1 protein-coding gene (running past both ends of the window) is annotated in these 20,460 nt (G+C 73.1%); it reads left to right on the forward strand.

All 20,460 nt of this window come from inside a single coding sequence — locus AMY39116_RS0305970, EndoU domain-containing protein (protein ID WP_020416785.1), on the forward strand. Of the gene's 52,914 coding nucleotides, 22,223 precede the window and 10,231 follow it; the stretch shown corresponds to coding positions 22,224–42,683 — codons 7,408 (partial) to 14,228 (partial); the first codon wholly inside the window starts at window position 2. Both codon boundaries (start and stop) fall beyond the window edges.

Raw genomic sequence — 20,460 nt, forward strand, 5'->3', positions numbered from 1 at the left:
CACCGTGAGCGCGGCCGGTCGGGAGCGGTCCGTCGAGATCCGGACGGCGATCTACCCGTACATCGCCACACTGCCCAACCGGGACGACGGCGTCGAACGGATGGCGATTCCCGCGTTCACCGACGAGGACGGTCGGGCGCGCGACCTGAACAGGCTCCTCCGCTCGGTTGTCGGAGCGCGGTCCCAGGAGCCGGAGATCCTGCTGCCGAGCATCGGGCACACCATCCCGAGTCCGACGCCGGCGGAGCTGGCTCAGCGAGCGCTGGACAGGCTGCTGCCGACGGCGGCGCCGGAACCCGCCGCGGCGCCGGACGAGGCCCAGCAGGCCGCCATCGCCGCGCTGCACGCCTCCGTCGAACGCGCCGTCGTCGACGCCGGCCTGCGGAGCCATGGCGGCCAGGCCGCCAGCGTGCGCGAGGCCGACCACGTCGAGGTCGTGGTGATCGACCGCGCCGGCCGCTCGTTCCGCGCTCGGATCAGCCTCGGCGACGGGCACTTCGTGGAGCCGGAGGGCCGCTGGGTCGGGACGGCCCGGTTCACGGTGCCGCGCGACGCCACCGACGAGATCCGCACTCAGATGATCACCGCCGAGCTGCGCAGCCTCGCCGCCGAATGGGCGCTCGCCGAGGCCGAGCCGTTGCGGCCCGGCCCGCAGGAGATCCAGTCGCCGGCGCCGGCCGAGATCCGGTCCCGTCCCGCGCCCGTCGTGGAACCCGTTGCTCCCGCCTGGATCCGCCAGGGCGACGGCAGCGACGGTCCGATGCGGACACTCGCCGAAACCGTCGTCGCCCGGATGGCCGGGCACCCCGTTCAGGTCACCGCGACGCGCGTCGACGCGGGCGAGGTCCACCTCCAGATCGCCTACGGCGACCAGCGGCCCTTCACCGTCGTGGTCCGCGAAGGCAGCGAGGTGTGGCCGTACTTCCAGGACCTGCGCGACGGCGTCCCACCGCGCGACGACACGTTCGGGCTGCTGACCGGCAACACTTACGACATCCAGCTGCCCCTGGCGGCGCTCGGTGACACGCTGCCCGCGGTCGTCGCCGACGCGGTCCTGCAGATCACGCTGTCCCGTTTCCGCGCCCAGCTCAACACGCCGGACGCGGTCCGGTTCTCGCACGAGCGGGGCGAAGCCATCCCGGCCGCGGTGGCCGAGCGCGGGGTGGCGCGGGCGAGTCTGGGGAGCTCGGCTCGCGACCTGCTCGTCACGGCGGGCCCGGAAACCGGCACGGTCACCGTCCGGGCCACCGACTCCGGCGGGAGGCCCTTCCGCGTCGAGTTCCGGACCGTCGAGGGCATCGACGCCCCGCGGCTGCGGGTCGCGGTCGGCGACCACCGGCCCTACGTCGTCGAGGTGCCGCCGGGCGCCACGCAGGCGACCCAGGTCCGCATGGTCGCCGACGGGCTGCGAAACGTCCTCGGGTACCGGCACGCCGCGCTCGGGCTGGGGGACCCGCCGCCGCCCCGCGCGGCGACCGCGCCGGACAGCCAGGCGGACCTGCTGCCCGCGATCCCCGCCGACCCGGCGCTGCCTGCGGAGTTCGGCATCCGGTCGATGGACCTCACCGCGCTGTTCCCGCAGGCAGAGCCGCTGCGCACCGCGGTGGACGGGATCGCCGACCGGGTCGGCGAGGCGCACGCGGAATTCCTCCGCGCGCAGCAGGCGCACCTGGCCGCGCTGAACGCGATCGAGGACGACGAGTCCTACCTGCCGTGGGTCGCGCAGCGGCTGTCCGACCTGCTCGGCGTCCCGCTCAACGACGGCCGGGTGCTCGACGCCCTGGAGACGGCGTACGACCTTCCCCGCGCGGAGATCGAGGCGCGCATCGTCGAACCGGCGAAGGTGCTCCCGAACGCGCGCGTGGTCGAGCCGCCGCCGAAGATCGCGCGCGAGATCATCGGGCAGGACGCCGCGGACACCGTGCGGCTGGTCGCCGACCACCGTGATCGCCTCCTGGTGGCGGCCGAGAACGCCGGCAACCGCAAGGTCGAGGCCGAGCAGCGGTGGACCCGGGAGCGCGACGGCGGCGTCCGCGAACTGGAACGGGTCCGCCAGGACGCGATCGACGACGGCCTGCCGGACTGGGCCGCGCGGAACGCGACTTCCCAGGCGCTCGCTCGCATCCTCGACGCGAGCAGGCGGCCCGGCTTCACACCGCGGGAGTTCGACCACCGCACGAACAAGATCACCTACGGGGTGCGCCGGTTCCGCGCGAGCGACCTGGTGGGCACCCGCCGCGATCTCTCCCGTGCCGTGCGGGCCAACGAACCGGCTCGCCGCGCCGCGGAGCGGCGATACCGCGCGGCCGCGGCGGACCTGCGCCAGGCGCGGTCGCGGCTCAACGAACGCCGTGGCTGGGTGCCGGGCCTGCTGCGCAACGAGGGCGACTCGCCCGGCGCCGCGCAGGTGGTGGCCAACGCCCTCAACCTCCCGGTGCGGTACGTCACCGCGAGCCAGGCCGCCGACGCCGAGCTGCCGTTCCGGGGCAACCGGGCCGAAGTGCTGCGCCAGGCCGCGAACTCCGTCCGCGCCGCGCAGGCCGAGCTGGACCGGGCGATCGACGCCTACCTGGCCGCCGAGCGTGAGCGGGACGCCGCGCACGAGCAATACGTGAACGCACTGCGCCCGGCGGTCAACGCCGCCGCCGACGACGGGGTCCGGCTCGTCGAGATCGCGCACCGCACCGGCCTGACCGACGCCGAGGTCAGCGAGATCACCGGGCGAGTGGTCGCCTCCGGCCGAGCCGAGACGGAGTCGCGATACAGCCTGCCGTACGTCGACCGCTACCTCGAGGGCCGCGGCCTGCTGGCCAAGCTCGGCCGCCGGTTCCTCGGCACGCAGGCGCTGATCGACATCGACGGGCTCATCGCGCAGGTCGAGGCGATCGACCCGAACTCGCCGGACGCCCTGCAGCAGCTGCTCGACCTGGGCACGTCGATGGACACGGCGCTGGCGATGTTCACCAACCGCCTGTCCACCCGCGACATCAGCGACGTGCACCACCACCTGCTCAGCTACGCGCTGGACAACCAGTACCTGGGGGCGGGCCGGGAGAACACCGAAGAAGCCAAGACCCGGATGAAGCAGCTGCTCGAGTGGCTCAAGCAGGAGCCGAAGATGAGCCTCGCCGAGCGGCAGTTGCGCTACCGGGCGGCGCGCGGCGACCTCGGGCGGATCCTGTACTCGGCGATCCGCGAGCGGGCGTTCGGTCTCGCCGCGGCCAGTGGCGCGACCTACTACGGCCTGGTCCACTCGCTGCGCGCGGGCCTGATCGACAAGAAGAACGTCCTGGAACTGCAGGGCAAGCTCGCCGACGCGCTGATGCTCAAGATGTACCGCGAGATGTCCGAGGACGTGCGGTGGCGGGCCGACGTGGGCCTGGTCGGCACCCGCTGGGATATCACCGGCGCCGAGGGCTACGACCTGACCATGCTGATGGCCGAGTTCGCCTACCTCGGCGCCGAGCAGACCGACGACAAGGAGGCCATCAAGCAGCTCCTCGGCGACGAGGCCAACACCACCTACAACCCCCGGTGGATCAACCAGCTGAAGCTGACCGTCGCCGCCGCCGTGCAGGTCAAGAAGGACCTGGCCGAGGGCAGGCTGACCGGCACCGCGGCCGAGGAGGCCCGGGCGCTGGTCGGCGACTCCCAGTCCGTGACCTCGCCCGTGGACCAGGCCGACTACCTGGAGCACTTGGTGCGCAACGGTGACACCCTGCGGTACCTGCTGCGCGCGGCCGGGCATCCGGAGATGGCGGCGAGCCTGCCCGCGGAGGTGCCTGGAATGTTCAACCCGCACCTGCTGTCGAAGCTGCGCGGGAACCGGATGACGGGCCAGACCTTCCTGCTGCACAAGGACAACGGGTTCGCCACCGTCGACCTGAACGGGCTGTTCCGGGCGGGCGAGCCGGACGAGCGCGGCCTGATCCCGATGATGGCGCTGATGAAGCACCACCCCGAGTTCCGGGACAACCGGATCATCTGGGCGCACCTCGGCGTTGGGAACTGGACCCACCTGACCCCCGAGCACATCGACATGCTCGACCGGATGATGCAGCTGGTCCCCGGCCTGCACTACGACTTCTCGTGGACGCCGCTCGGCCAGTACATGCGCGACGACCCCGCGGTGTTCGAGCGGTTCATCGAGTTCGCGGTGAAGTACCAGGACCGGCTGATCTTCGGGTCGGACGGCATCAGCATGATGCCCAGCACCCAGCTGGACCGGCACTCCACCGAGATGGAGCCGGTCTACCGGGCGATCATGCAGCGCTTCCCGGACGGGGAGGCGATCGTCGCGAAGATGCGCGGCGGCAACTACGTCCGGGTGATGAACGAGGCCGAGCGGGACGCGAGCCAGCGGTTCGTCGACGAGTATTTCTCCCGGCACCACAACGCCTGGGTGGAGCTGCTGTCGAACTACCCGCAGCACGTCCAGGAGGGTTTCCACCGCAAGGCTGCCGAGCTCGTCGAAAAGGGGTTCGTGCCGCACCCCGACCAGGCCGTCGGCCCCGGTGTCGGCATGGGCGACGGGTCCGACGCGCGGCAGGCCGAAACCCCGGACGACCGCAGCCAGCGGTTCGTCGACGAGTACTACTCCGACCACCGCGACGCCTGGCTGGACACCATGGCCGACGCGCCCGAGGAGGTGCGGCAGGCCTTCCACGCCCGCGCGCAGGAGCTGTGGGACCAGGGCTTCCGCCCGCGCGAAGGCCAGGCGGCCGGTCCGGCCGGCACCCGGGATGGGATCTGGCGCGAGAACCCGCAGATCCAGTCGTCGATTCAGGCCTACCGGATCGCCTACGGCGACTTCCGGCGTACGGAGGCCGCCGGGCAGGTCGTGCGCGACATGCGCTCGCAGATCCGCCGGACGGTCGCCGAGCGCTGGGCCCAGCTGCGCAACCGCGACCGGCTCGAGCCCGTGGAGCGGGACGGTTCGAAAACGCCGGTGGAGGCGCTGATCGCCGCGCACTTCGCGTTGCAGGCGGCGGAAGACCTGAGCCCGGAGGACCGGCGGAAGTTCGTCGGCAAGGTGTTCGACGACGTCACCAGGACCGAGGAGCAGCGCCTCGCGACCGAGGAGACGCAGCGGAAGCTGCACAAGTACTGGCGCAACCGCGGCCTGGTCGGCTGGACGACCGTCACGGCAGGGACCGCGGCCGCGGCCACCGCCGTCGTGGTCGGTGCCGTGCCCGCGGCGATCGTCGGCTCGGCTACCGCGATCGCGGGCATGGCGTTCGTCACGCGGTCGCTGCTGTCGAACCTGAAGGTCGCGCACGGGCAGGACCTCCGCGTCACTGTCGAGTCGATGATGGAGCGGGAGCGCGTCGACGTCGAGTCGGTGCACCGGCTCATGAAGATGACCCGGCAGCTGATGGTCAACGACATCGCGCCGGGCGGGAAGAACCTCCGCGAGCAGTTCGCGCACATCGTCGAGCGCGTCGTCACGCAGTTCGAGCAGCGGGTCAAGCAGATGCTGATCGACTACATCGTGACCGTCCACTTCAGACTTCCGGACGGCGTGACCGCGCAGAGCAGGCGGGTCTGGGCGAACATGAAGTTCTCCCAGCTCAAGGATTACGTCAACCGGATCATCGGCGCCACGGCCGACTCGATGAACCGGATGAACCCGACCGCCGGCTTCTTCGGCCGCGGTTCGCACGTGGTCACGGCACTGACGTGGCTGGTGAACGGGCTGAACCAGCTGTACCAGGGGTTGCACACGGTGGGGCTGGCCGCGTGGGTGTCGCTGGCCTACGTGCCGTCCTCGCTGTTCTTCGCGATCACCGCGGTGCCCGGCATCTGGGCGCAGTACGACCCGGTGGCGCGGCCGGGTATGCGCAAGCTCCAGAACCTGTTGGCGTTCCCGTTGCTGACCCTGGGCAACGCGGCGCTCACCGTGCAGTACATCGCGGAAGGGAACTGGCTCAATGCCGTCGTCGCGACCAGCCTCACCGCGGCCACCGCGAAACTGACCCAGATCGGCTTCAAGATCGAGCGCAAGGAGGGCCGGGTCGGCGCCAAGCTCGGTCCCGGCGCGATGTTCTTCGCGCAGAGCGCCCTGACCGCGATCGGCGCGTCGATGATCACCACCAATCCGGTGGTGCTGGCGGCGACCGGGGCGTTCGCACTCGCCGGCCCGGCGATCTACCTCGCCCGCGGCGCGTGGGCGAGGTTCCGGGCGATCGAGCGGTTCAAGCCGGCCGTGCACACCCGGTACGAGGGCGACTCGCCGGAGCGGGCGGAGCGGCCGGAGATCGCCGCGACCGCGCTCGGCGACGGCACCCAGCTGTCGTGGGGACGGGTCCGGCGAGGCCTGGACGCTGTCAGCCGCCTCTCCCACCAGCCCGAGCCCGCCACCCCGGCCGAACGGTCCACGCTCGCCGCCAAGGTCGCGGAGAACCTTCGCGAGGGCGACGCGGAGAAGCTGGCCGAGCACGCCCGGCGCGCGTCGCGCGGCCCGGCGACCGGCCCGGGCACCCGTCGCGACCCGGCACAGGGCCCGGCCCGCCCGGCGCGGACCGTGCACCGCGGCGATAGTCCGGCGGAGGCCGGTGGTCCGGCTCGGACCGCGGACCGCGGGGATGGGCCGGCGCAGGGCCCGGCCCGCCCGGCGCGGACCGTGCACCGCGGTGACGACCCGTTCGGCACCGGGCGCGTCGACACCGACACCGCGCCGGTTCCGGCGCCGCGTACCGGCCGCGACCCCGGCGGCCTCGCTGGTGGCGCGTTCGCCTACCACTCCGCGCCGGGCGAGACCCCGGGTGAGGGAAACGTCTTCGGGGAACCCGAGGTCGTCCCGTTCCGGGAACGGCCGCACCACGTCCTGGGACGTCCCTGGAACGTCGACCAGGCGGCCGACCCGGAGGACGGATTCGCCGAGGCGCTGGGCGCCTGGATGCGCAACCGCCACGGTGAGCAGGACGAGCAGGGCGTGTGGCAGTTCACCGACTCGCAGGGCGACACCTTCCGCGCCCGGGTGACGGTCGATCCGGACGCGCCGCGGCCACGCCTGTACCCGCCAGGGGACGACGGTCTCGCCGAGGTGAAGCTGCCGTGGATGCCGGCCGATGCCGCCCACCGCACCGTGCTCCTGGGCAAGACGATGACCCACGCCCTGCGGCTGCTGCCCAACCTCGTGCAGCCCGTGGTGCCGGCGCCGGTGGGGATCGGTGACTTCGTTCCGCGCCCCGGCACGCCACTGTCCTCTGCGGACGCCGGTCGCGGGTTCGCCCGCCTGGTACGGGAAACCACCTTCGCCGGCGCGGAAGTGCACCTCGCGGACGCTCGCACCGATGAGAACTCGGTCCACCTGCGCTTCGCCTCCGCCGGCGAGGAGTTCGTCGCGCTGCGCACCTTCTTCTGGGACGGCGACACGCTCCGGGCGCGGCACGACCACCTCGCCGATTCGCCGGCCGCCACGGCTCTGGACGAGTTCCTGCGCGAGCGCTACCGCGAGTGGGGCGTGTCCTCTGTGGACGAGTTCGCCGCGGGCGAGACGGCCGTGGCCAGGGCGCTGGCGGGCCAGGACTGGGCACCGGGCGCCTCCGGGCGGAACGCCGCAGGCGAAGTCATCGGCGCACTCTCCGAGAAGCTCGGCACCCTGCGCGACAGTGCCGCACGGTTGGACCGCCAGCTCGCGCTCGGGGCGCGGGCAGGCGTCGAACAGACTCTCCGCCGTCACGGCGTGCCGGACGCCGGGGCGTTGCAGAGCCAAATCGCGGCCGTCGAGGACGTGCTGCGCCGCGCGGATGCGAACGAGTACGCGACGGCGGGTTACCCGACGCCGCGGGAGATCGCCGAGCTCGGCGCGCCCGGCCGGGCCGCCCTGACCGAGCCGGCGTCGCTCCGCTTCCGCGAGGACCTGACCGCGCCCGCGCGGGAACCGTCGTGGCGGCCGGGGCCGGTGGCCGTGCTGGAACTCGCGACCGGCGCGGACCTGGTGCTGCAGCGCCGCGACGTTGTGCACGACGAAATCGTCCTCGGCGAGCTGCCCCGGCACGAGCGGACCGGCGGGTTCGGCCGGACGGCCGGGGAGGCGTGGCACCTGCTCAGCGCCGAGGGCAGGCTCGTCGTGCGCATCCCGGACACAGCGGCGCCGGAGTACGTCAGCGAGCTGCGGGACAGCCTGGGCAAGTGGTTCGCCCGCACCCGCGAAGAGCGGGCTTCCGACGGCGCGCGGCAGATCGTCGCCTGGGTGCCGCGCGGCCGCCCGGTCCTGACCGCACCCGGACCCGGGCCGGTGTTCACCGCCGGGGCGGACATCGCGCGCACCGTGCCGGACGGCGAGTTCGCCCAGGTCTTGTTGGAGGACCTGCCGCCGGCGGCGTTCACCGGGCCGGCGATCGCGGCGGTGGCGAACGGGATGTCGGCTGTGCGCACGGACGGCACGCTGACGATCACGGGTGGCGTCCGGGTCGCTCCGCACCTGCCCGATCTGATGCGCGCGCTGATCGCTTCGGGGGCCGTCTCGATCACCGCGACCGGGGATGTGGGCGTTGCGATCACGGCCCGCAAGGGCGGCCCCGCCATCGAACAGCTGGACGGCCGACCCAGCCGGTTCGCCGAGGGCCAGGACCCCGATTACGCGCGGGTGTACACCGAAGCGGTGCGGCGCCTCGAAGCGGCAGGAGCGGCGAACGTGGACGCCCCGGCCGAGCTGCGGGACGCGCTGGCGCACGCGCGCGAGCGGCTCGCCGCCCACACCGCGACGGGACGGCGCCCTGGCCCGATCGAGCTGCGCCTGGACCACTGGAACCACCGGGACCTGACGAGCGAGACGCTCGCCCAGCTGGCTGAGGCACTGCCTGCGGGGTCGACCGTCCACATCAGCACGTCCGCCGCCGCTCCGGTGGCCGTGATCCGGACGATCCTGGACACCGCGGGTGTCCAGGTCACCCTGGAGACGAGCACCGACAAGGCCGTCCTCCGCGGATACACCCGGTCGCCGATGGACGTGCCGCTCCAGGGCGCCCCCGCGCCGGAGCCGGGTGAGCGGCCGGACGGCATCGCCGGGTTCTTCCCGCACCGCGGACAATGGGCGCCGGACATCGAGCAGACGGTGCGCGGCTGGTTCCCCTACATCGACCTGACCAGCCGGGAGGTCCGGCTCGCCGACTTGGCCACCGTCAGCGCCGCCGGCCGGGACACCGTCACGCTGACCTTCGCGATCGGCCGCGGCAACGCGGACGACGCGACGTTGCAGGTGCGCCTGCACCGCGAGCCGGACGGCCGGATGTGGGCCGAGCACCGCAACCCGGACTCTCCTGATGCTCGCCGGTACTCGGAGCGAACCTCGCAGGTGAACCAGATTCTGGTGGCGAACTACCGCGAGGCCGGTCTCACCCATCTCCTGCACGAGGTGAGCGGCCACCGTGGCGTCGACCTCGCCAAGGCCGGGTACGGCTGGCACCCGGGGGAGCGCGGCAGGCAGGACGCCGCGCGGGCACTGGCACACCTGCGCGAGCAGCGCGACGCGATGGCCCGAGCGCTCGGGCAGGGCAGCCCGTTCCAGACCGAGCACGGCCCGCTGCACGCCGACCGGCTGCGGCTCGCGGTACGGGATGCCGACACCGTGCTGCTCCGGGCAGCAGAGCACGAGTTCGGCACCACCGGATTCCCGTCTCCGAACGACGTCGTCGAGGTGGGTGCACCGGTCCTGCTGCACGGCTACACCGATCCCTGGCCGGGCGAGGACGTCCTGCGCGCCGCAGGCACGTGGGCCGCGTTCCAGGACCTGTCCCGGGACGACGGTGGTGACGATCCGGGCACCGCGCCGGGTCCGCGGCCGGCGCCGTCCGGACAGCTGGTGGTCGACGACGCCACCGCCGACGCCGTGCGATCGGCACGCGGGGAGCCCGCCCCGGAGATCGTGCTGCGCGGCGTCCGGCCGGAGCCGGCGACCGGTGGCGTCGCCGAGGTCGTCGGCGCGGCCTGGCGCTCGCTGCGCCACGACGGACGTCTCGTGGTCGAGGTCGAACGCGGCGCTCCCGTGGCGGAGATCCGCGCCGCCCTGGAGTGGTACTTCGGTGAGATCGGCGCCGAGATCGACGACTGGGGCGACGGACGTCTCGTCGGCTGGGCGAAGCGCGCACGGCCGGTGGACCCGGACATCCCGGCCGGAAACCGGCTTGTGATCGGGGGCGATCGCGCGCCCGGCACGCCGCCCCCGGGCCCCGGCGACCTCGCGGTGAACACCGACGCCGTGACCCAGCCTGATGCCGCGGCGAACCCGCTGCCCGTGGGTGAGTTCGACGCCGTCCACTTCGAGGGTGTGCAGATCGACGCCTTCACCGGCCCGGCGATCGGGGCGCTGCCCAACGCCTTCGAGGCCGTGCCGGAGGGCGGCCGGGTGTCGATGGTCACGAGTGCGGACCTCGCGCCGCACGCCGGCGACCTGGTCGCCGCCGCGGTCTCGCTCGGCGCGACCGACCTGACGTTCACCGGCCTCTGGACCGACACCGTCGCGGTGCACATGGTCAAGGGTCCCTCCGACGCGTCCGGCTACGCCCAGGTCTACGCCACGGCGATCGACCGGATCGAAGCGGAGCTTTCGCGGAGCGACGACGCGCGGCTGCGGGCGATGCTCGAGCACGCCCGCGCGGAGCACGCCCGGCACCAGGCGGCGGCCGCCGCGCAGACCGTGGAGCCGCGGCCGCCGGTGCGGCTGCGGATCGAACGGTGGGACCACGCGGACCTGACCGGTGAGGTCCTCCGCGCGGCAGGTGCGGCGCTGCCGGTCGGATCGACCGTGTCGATCACCACCGGCCGGAACGCCGACCGCGCCGTCATCGAGAACGCCCTGCGCGGCGCCGGCTTCGACCTCGACCACCTGCCCTCGCGTGCCATCACCGGCGTCAAGCGGTTCGAGCCGGGCGCCCATGGCTGGGCCGCCGACGACCAGGGCCGCCGGGACGCCGCGGAGGTCGTGGAGCTGCTGCGGGAACGGCGCGCCGTCGTGACAGACCTGCTCGCCCGCGTCGAGGGGGCCAAGCGCTGGGACACCGAGACGGTCAAGGACGTCGAGCGTCGCGTGCGGGGCCACCGGCTGACCCCTTCCGAGCTGCGGGGAGACCAGGACGCCGTACGCGCCCACCTGGCCGAGGTCCTGCGTGGTGAGGTCGCGCGGGCGGACGAGGTCCTCCGCCGCGCCGCCGAGCACCCGTTCGGCACGGAGCGCTTCCCGTCGCCCGCAGATATCGCGGCCGTGGGCGCCACCGGGCTGCTCGCGCTGGAGTTCGCCGCGGACGGGCGGTACGAGCAACCGCGGGCGCAGATGGCCGAACCCGGGCTGCCGTGGCACGCCGAGACCCCGTGGACAGGGACGCTCGACGCACGGCGCTTGGACGAGGTGGCGGACTCGGCGCAGTACGACGAGATCGTCCTGGACCGGCTCGCCCGCGATCCGGTCACCGGCGGCATGGGCGCGGCCGCGGCCCGCGTGGCACGTCTGCTGTACAGCGACGGCCGCGTCGTGGTCGCCTTCGGCCCGGACACCGACGCGGACCTCATCGTGGAGGCGCGTGCGGCGTTCGGCGAATGGTTCTTGCGCGTGCACGAGGAGACGTCGGATTCCGGCGAACGCCGGCTCGTCGCCGCGCTGCCGCGCGAGTTCCCCGCCGTGCCGCGAGCCGAGGGCCCGCGCCTGCTGGTCGGCGAGGCGTCCGCGTTGCCGGCCCCCGGCCCCGCCGATGTCGTCCTGTCCGCCCGGCATCTGACCTGGCCCGAGTCGCGACGGGACATCGCCCCCGCGGCCCCGGCACGCGGCTCCTTCGCCGAGGTCACGATCGACGGCCTGCAGGCGATCTCGCACCCACCGTCCACGGGCGAGATCGTGGCCGCGTTCGAAGCCCTCCGCGACGGCGGCCTGTTCCGGGCACGGGCCGCCGAGCAGAGCGCCGTGACCTTCCCGGCGAGCAAGGTGCGCAACGAGGCAGGCGATCTCGTCGACCTCCTCGTCACCCTCGGCGCCACCGAGATCGTGCTGACCGGCGAGCCGGGGGTGACGGTGACCGCGCGCAAGGGCGCCACCGACGCGGCGGCTTACATGGCGGCCTACACCGAGGCGGTCAAGCGTCTCTCCGCCCGGCCGAACGACCACACCTACGAGCTGCAGCACGCTCAGGAGCGGCTCGCGGTCCACCGGGCCGAGGCCGCCGGCGCCCCGGCCGCCACCCGTGACCCGGTGACCGTCCACATGGAACACTGGCCGACCCGGCAGCTCAGCTGGTACCAGCTGGAGAAGCTCGGCGCCACGCTGCCTCCGGGATCGGAGGTGCGGATCACCACCGGCACGCGCGACCTGGACCCGGCACCGCCCGCGCGGCGAGGGCGGCTGGAGATCACCACGTCACGTGAGGACGGCCGGGTCGTGATCTCCGCTCGCGTCGTGGACACGAGCGCCGGTGAAGTGCTGGCCCCCGCGATGCAGTCCGTGCGTGCCGGCCTGCCGCGCGTCAGGATCGACGAGGAGGGCAGCGGCCGCGTCCGGTTCCACGTCGGCAGCGTTCCGGCCGAGGTGGTCATCGGGGACGACGGCGAACTCGGCGGCGCCAGGTCCGCGTCGAGACTGGAATCAGGCGGCCGGGGTGGCCCCGCGATCCGGATCGCGGTCGCGGCGGGACTGACCCCGGAAGTGACCGCGCGGGAGATCGCCTTCCAGATCGGCAAGTCCCGTCACGAACTGGAGGAACTGCCCGCGGAGCGGCTGTTCCGCGGATTGCGGCGGCGCAAGCTCCCGGTTCCGTCGGCTGAGGTGGTCGGCCGGCTGGCCGTGCTCGAGGTCATGGCCCAGCAGCGTGCCGGCCGTCAGCTCACCACGCTGGCCGACATGCTCGCGCTCGAGGACGAGATCCGGCGGGCGTTGCCGGCGGGACTCGACTTCGAGCAGGTCAAGCTGGAGCGGCTGAGCACGCGGACCCGCGAGATGCTGGCCGAGCGGCCCGTGCCGCGGCCACCCGCGCCGACCGAGGTGGCCCCGTGGAACGTGCGGCGCGTCGAGCGCGGGTTCACCTTCAACCGGTTCGATCCGGCGTGGCAGGGCGCCGAAATCCCCGCCGTGCCGGCCCGCCCGACGCCGTCGGTGCCGTTCGACGTCCTGCGGGAGACCGTCGAGCACGCGGACAACGCCTACGCGCTGCTGGGCCGGGACCTCGACCTGCCCGCGCTGCACCGCACCTTCGATGACCTCCTGCCGCAGGCCGTGCGGGCCGCGCACATCCACGGCGCCGGGTACCTGACCCAGCTGGCGGAGCGCTGGCAGTGCGATCTGCGCACCGGGTTGAACGCCGCGCTGAGCGGCACCGCGCCGCGCACGACCCCGCGGACCCTCTCCGACGCCGCGCCCTGGTTCGGCTTCCGCGCCGACGCTCTCCCCGCCTTCACAGCCTGGCTGGAGCGGGCCGGCATCCCCGCCGACCTGACGCAGGCGGACCTGCTGCGGCTGCGGGAGGTCGCCGCGCTGATGGTGCTGGGCGACCACTTCGTCACTGCCGCGCAGCGCCGCCAGTTCGCGGAAGCCGACCCCACCGCCATCGGCGACGCGTTCCACAGCCTGCCCGACGGGCTGACCGCGCACGCGCTGCTCCCCGGCTCGGACGCCGACTTCGTGCCGGCCGCGCTCGCCGAGATCGAGCGCCTCCCGCGCGCTCGCCAGGCGGAACTCAGCCGCGACGCGGACGCCATGCTGCACCGCTTCTTCTCCGGCGGAAGCGGCGGCGCCGAGGTGTCCCCAGCGGTGCGCGACCGCATCCGGGCGGCGCTGCACGCCCACGGCGCGACCTTCGCCGCCTGGCTCACCGGGCAGATCCCGGGCGCCGCCGTCACCCACGGGTACGCGCAAATGGACGTGGCCGCCGAGCTGACCGCGCTCGTGCCCGCCACCCCCGCGGCGCCGGTGACCGAGCCGGACTTCCGCGACGACCGCCAGGTGCGGGCCCGGCTGCAGGACCTGCTCACGCTCGTCGACGCCCACCAGCGCGGATCCGGCGGGCTGGTGCAGGCGGAACAGCGGCTCCGGGAGGCCGCCGAGGAAGGGCCGGCCGCCGCGATCGCGCTCGCCGACGAACTCGCGGAACCGATGACGAAGCTGCTGGAAGCCATCGGGGAGCGCGTCAACGAGCTGCGGGGCCAGGTGGCCGAGCTGGCCCGGCGGCACGAACCGGGAGAGAGCCGCGCCGAAGTCGCCCTCACCCGCCGGTACCAGCGCCTGACCGGGGCCCTCGACCTGGTGCGGACGCGCTGGGAGGACCAGCAGGAGCAGCTGACCTTCGCGCACACCGCGCTCGACGGGCTCACGGCGTGGACCGAACTCGCCGAAGAGGCGCGGGCCGCGGAAGCCGCGAACGGGCCGCTGCCGGTGCTGGGCGGCGAAACGGTGACGCCGGCTCTCGCGGACCTGTACGCGCGCGAGGCCGCACGCGAACTGGAGACCGAGCTCCGGCGCGTCGACGAGCTGCGCAGGCCGTTCGAGGTCGCACTCGGCGAACTGGTCCGGGAAACCGAGTCCCTGGAGCAGATCCACGAGGAGCACCCCCGCCTCGCCGCGCACGGCGAGGACATCGACCCGGCCGAGGACCGGTCCAGGGTCTTCCGCGCGGACGTCGAAGGACTCGCGCGGCAGACGGCATCGACCGTGGCCGAGCGGGATCTGGCGGCCATCGAGCACCTGGTCGAACTGCTCGGCCAGCACGACGCGATGGTGCGGGCCCTGCGCGAGCAGGGCTACGAGGGCCGTCGCGCGGCGGACTTCGCCGAGCTGGCCCAGCACGCCGACCCGGCGCTCCGCCAGCTCGGGGCTGAGCTGGCGGCGGTCGAGGAGGAGCTCCGGCGCCTCGTGAGCGGCGACGCCGCCGCCACCGACCACGGGCTGGGCCTCAGCGTCGCGCTCGCCCGCAGCGACCACCGGTTCAAGCTGCTCGAAGAGGTCATGATCAGCCACCGCCGGTTCCGCGGCCGCGTGCGTCCCGCCGGGGTGCGGTTGCTCGCGCAGCTCGCCCAGGCGGACGAACACCCCGCGGGCGCCTGGGCCGCCGTCATGAAGGAGGTCCTGCAGGGCACCTTCGGCAACTCCGAGGTCAAGGGCGTCTTCGGCGACCGGCTCTACAACATCAAGCTGACGCAGGTCAACGAGTTCCCGATCAAGGGCCTGTACGTGCCGGTCGAGGAGCAGGCGCCGCCGGACATGGTGGCCGTCGGCGAGCCGTCGTTCCACAACATCGTCAAGGTCGTGTGGTACTCGGGCACGGACAAGACCCGCGGCGGCCGCGTCTTCCGGTCCGGCTTCACCATGCAGATCAACGTCGGTCCCACCGCCGAGCAGATTCGCGCCGGCGATCACCCGCTGGCGGAGCAGTTCCGCTTCCACGGCAAGGCGGCCTGGATCGAGCAGAACCACCCCGGTGAACGCATCGAGAGCGAAGCCGACCTCGCGAAGTTCATCAGCCGGCTCGGGCACGACCCGACGGCGGGCCTCGACCTACCGCTGCCAGCGCTGATCCCGGTCTACTGGGTCGAGGGCGGGCAGCTGGTCGTCGCCGTCCGGCCGGACGCCGACCCGGAGGCGGCCAAGAAGGCCCTTCACCGGCTGGTGTTGCGGGAGGTCGCCGCCTTCCGGTCGCAGAACCCGTCGGCGGGCATCGAGGCGCGGACCACGATGCTGGCGCAGGGCGGCAACCTCATCGGCATCGTGGTCGGCACCGCCGCGGGGCTGCTCTCCGGTCTGGGCGTGAGCGCGCTGTACCTGCTGGGCCGGTTGTTCTACTTCGCGTGGGCCGGGTTGTTCGCCCCGTGGTCCTACGTCACGGCGACGGGCAAGCAGACCGAGGCCGCCAACGAGATGCGGCGGCAGCGCGCGTTCATGATGCGCGGTGGCATCGGCCCGACCGCCGACTCGCTCGAGGAGGGCAAGCACGAGGCCGCCGAGGAGCTGCGCCCGATGGCCGACCTGGCCGCCGTCCGCAGCGTCCCGGAGACCGCCCCGCCGAGCAAGCCGGAGCCGCTCACCGGGAACGAGGCGGCCGACTTCCAGAACAAGCTCAGCACCGTCGGTGGCGAGATCGCCCAGCAGCTCGTGGACGACGACTTCCCGCGGACTCACCTGCGCGGCCGGGAAGATCTGATCGAGACGTTCGCGAAGCTGACCGACGTGCGCTGGTCCGACGAGCGCATCGCCCACCGCGACGCCGGCACCGTGGCCGTGCAGGACGCCGGCACGCTGATGTTCACGATGCCGACCGGCGAGCACGTCAAGGTCTCGCTCGAGGTCGGCCGGTTCGACCGGTCGTACCAGCTGCTCAAGGGCGGCGACGTGCCCTCCACCGAGCTGCGGTACTGGATCGGCATCTCGCCGGACGTCTACCGCGCCGGCGACGCCGCGATCCGCGCGGCGGTCTCCGAGCAGCTGGTCGACGTGGTCATCAAGGCGGGACAGCTGTGGCTCCAGCCGCCGCTGCGGTCCCTGATCACTGAGCTGTACGGGACCTACCCCCTGGAAGTCCTGATCACCGCCGGGTTCGCCGCCGCGACGGGCGGCTGGAACATGCTCGGGTCCTCGATCGGCTCCAGCGCCGGTGGCCGCGGCGGCATGGTGAGCTCGCGCTACCTGAACTTCAAGTACCTGGCGCTGGCCCGGAAGCTGTGGGAGGACGCGGTCCGGGAACGCCAGGGCTTCAAGGCGCTGGTCGGCACGGGCGCGCGGACGGCGATGGCCGAGGATTCCCTGCGGCTCATGGGTTCCGCGGCCGAGCTGAACCGGAAGCTCGGCGCGGAGATCCGCCGCTTCCTGCCCGCCAGTCAGGCGGATCCCGAGTACGTGCCCGACGATCCGGGGCGGATGCTCCACGAGGGCGCCATCCAGATGCGGGACCGCATCCGCACCCGGCCGGGGGTCGAAGAAGCCCGGCTGCTCACCGCCGACGAAGTCCGCGCGGAACAGGCCGTCGCCGCGCACAAGAGCGCCGTCGAGGCCGCCGCCAAGGCCAAGACCGCCGCGGAGAAGGCCGCCAAGGCCGTGAAGGAGGCCGCCGCGGACGAGGTCGCGGAGAAGACCGCGGCGGCCGAGCGGGCCCGGGCCGCCCAGCGGGACGCCGAAGAGGCAGTCAAGACCACGAAGGCCGCGTCCGAGGAGGCGACCAGGGTCGCGGAGGCGGCCAGGCGCGCGTCGGTTGAGCGGGAACGGCGGGTGACCGAGCTGGCCGAGACGATCGTGGCCGGCCGCGCTACGCCCGAGGACGAGCAGGCCGCGGCGGAGCTGGCCGGGGAAATCAGGTCCGAGCAGGCCGAGGCGCTGGAGGCCGGCGGCGGGTCGTTCACGCTCGTCGCGCTGGCGAAGGGCCGGATGCGGACCCCGAAGATCCCCGCGGAGATCCGGCTCCGGATCGGGGTCAGCGCCGAACTGCCCGTGCCGACCATGCCCGCGGTCACCCGCGCGGGCCTCTACAAGCGCGGCCGGACCGACGTCCGCGAGTTCACCGTGCTGCTGCCCGCCCAGTGGTCCAGGGGCGACACCCGGCTGCCCGCCGCCGAGCTCACGGAGTGGATGCACCGGGAGGCCGACGACCTCGTCGAGCGGGAGCGCTTCCTGCACCCGCGGTCGATGGGACAGCTGGGCAGCGCGGCCGGCGGCAAGGCGGCGGGCAGCGGCGGGATGAGCGTCGCTCTGAGCCTGCAGCAGGACAACATCCCCGCCGCGGGCCAGACCGTCACCGACGTCATCCAGAAAACGCTCGACGGAATCATGCGGATGGTCACCGGCCGCAGCGGGTTCGAGCGCCTGTCGATCCGGATGCAGAAGGAGGTCAGCCCGCTCATCGCGACCCCGCGGGCGATGGACGACCTCGCCTGGATGACGGCCCGCGAAATCCGCCGGGAGGAGGAGAACCTGCGGGAGGTGCTGGCGTCCTACGCCGACCACCCCGAGTTCGGGGCCAAGGCACGGGAGATCCTGGCGCGCCGGGACGCCGAGTTCGCGGAGCCCGAGTCGCTGATCGGGAAGCTGGACGAGATGATCGAGAGCGGCGAGCTCACCCGCCGCATCGAGCACCTGGCCATGGCGCGCCGGATGGGCCGCGGCGAACTCGTGCTCTACATCGACAAGGTCCGCCATCCCGGGCCGTGGGAGCTGGGCGCCAAGGCACAGGGCGCGCACCGCCAGCAACTGATCTTCCGGTTCCAGGCCGGCGTGCCCGGCGCCCCCACGCACCTCGTGGTCAACAGCTACGACTCCGCCTACCTGATCAAGGGCGAGGACCCGGAGACCGCGGTCCAGCTGATGGCCCTCCTCGTCAAGGCCGCGCACCTGGGGTACACGGGTGTGCCCGGGATGCTCGACCTGATGTACGGCGACCTGGCCACCGGCAACGTCCCGAACCTCCTCGCCCGGCTGCTCACCGCGTGGATCGGGCCGGCGACGAACCTCTTCCACGCCGCCATGCAGGTGCTGACCGCGAAGGTGTCGGTCCTGTTCAACGTCCTGTCGGCAGGCTGGAACCGCCGAGGCGAGTTCCTGACGCTGGAGCAGAACCGGTTGCGCTACGGCTACGACGGCGCCGTGATGGGCGAGGACCGCAACCAGCTCGCTCACTACGCGACCCGGCAGATCACCGATCACCTGCGCCGCCGCCAGCTCGACTTCCTTGAGTTCGCGGAGGTGGCCGGCTTCTACAGCCCGAAGACGATCGAGATCATGCGCGACGTCTTCGCCGAGGGCGCGCGCCCGCTCGCCGAGGTGTTCGTGCACCACGGCGTCCGGGCCGACCAGCTGCCCGACGGCTGGACGTGGGCGGACCTCGACCAGCACGTGCGCGACAACCAGCCGCCCGCGCTCGCCGAGCGCGAAGCTGCTGAGCTGCTGGCGCTGATCGAGGACGAGATGCGGGAGCAGGGCGTGCACCCGGCCGACCGCGATCGCGCGCACCAGGAGCTGCGGGAGAAGTGGGGCGAGACGGTCATCGCCCTGGCCATGGCCAAGGCCCAGGACGGCGCCGGCCTCGCGGGGAACTACAACACCAACGTCATGGTCCGGACCGGTTTCGGGAAGGTGATCGTCCGCGTCCCGGCCGCCGACGCGACCTACATGGACCTCCGGATCTGGCACGAGGCGGACCTGTACCAGGCGATGGCCCCGGCCGCCCGGAACGCGTTCGTGTCGAACGCCGCTCGCATGTGGCAGTCGCTCGGCGGCAGTCAGGTCCACGCGTTCGAAGACGGTCGGCTCCTCGCTACGGACGAGGCCGCACCCGATCACCTGCTCGACGGCATCGCGGCGCTGCTCGCCGAGGCCAGCCACGCCGTGGCCGCCGAGCTGCCGATGCTTCCGGCCGGCTGGCCGGCCAGCGGGGACACGGCGGGCTTCGCGCGCCGGCTGTCCGACATGACCGAGACGGTGCACGACCAGGTTGCCGACGAGCACGGCGCCTTGCTGGACGCGTTCGGCGTGCCGGACGATCCGCTCGCGGTGGTGCGCGACAGCTGGCAGGAGCTGACTCGGCGCCGGTTCGGCCTGGTGCACATGGACCTGCACCGGGGCAACATCCTCGTCCGCGAGAACGACATCGCCGTGCTGGACTGGGAACTGGCGCTGTACGGCGACCCGGTCGCCGACCTCGCGAACCACCTCTACTACATGGGCTACTCCGACGCCGAACACGCGAAGCTGATGGAGCGCTGGACCCGGTTGATGCCCGCCGAGGCCATCGCCGGGTGGGAGGAGGACCTGCCGCGCTACCAGAACCACGCCTGGATCAAGTCGGCCCTCGTTGACACCGCGCGGGTCGCGGAGGCCTTCGCCGACACGGCGACCACCGACGCGCGCAAGGACGTGCTGGTCGCCGACCTCACGGCGAAACTGAACAAGGCGCACGAGCTGTGGGGCACCGGTCGCCGGTTCAGCGAACCCGCGGTGCGTGCGCTCATCGAGGAGCACACCGGCGGCACCACCGCGGTCACCGAGCTGCCGGAGCTGCCGTCCGGCCCGCTGGAGGTCTCGCCGGAGACGGTTCGCTGGGTCGCCGCGCGGGCGGGTCTCGACGCGACCGGTGTCGAAATCGGGATGGTGCAGGACGCCGAGCTGGCCCGGACGATGCGGGAGGAGGGCCAGAAGGGTGTCACGCCGACGCACCTGAACGGCAGGGCGATCTGGCTGATGCCGGAGGCGTTCGAGTCGGTCGAGACGCTGGTCCGAGTGCTGGCCCACGAGCTGGCGCACGCCGCGCAGCTGCGCGCGGGGGTCGTGCCCACCAAGCCGCTGGTCGACGCGCTGGAGCGCAATGCCGAGGCGCACGCGGATGCCGCCGTGGACCGCCTGCACGGCCGCCCGTCGCGGCCGCCGGTCGCCGAGCCGGACCAGCTGCCCGATCCGGGCGACGGCGAGCCGGTGAAGTACCTGTTCCACGGCGGGCGTCCCGCGCCGTCGGAGGACTTCGCGGCCGACCGGTCGGTGCGGGCGCAGCTCGACGAGATGAT

Source organism: Amycolatopsis sp. ATCC 39116 (genome assembly GCF_000231075.2).
Classification (GTDB): domain Bacteria; phylum Actinomycetota; class Actinomycetes; order Mycobacteriales; family Pseudonocardiaceae; genus Amycolatopsis_E; species Amycolatopsis_E tucumanensis.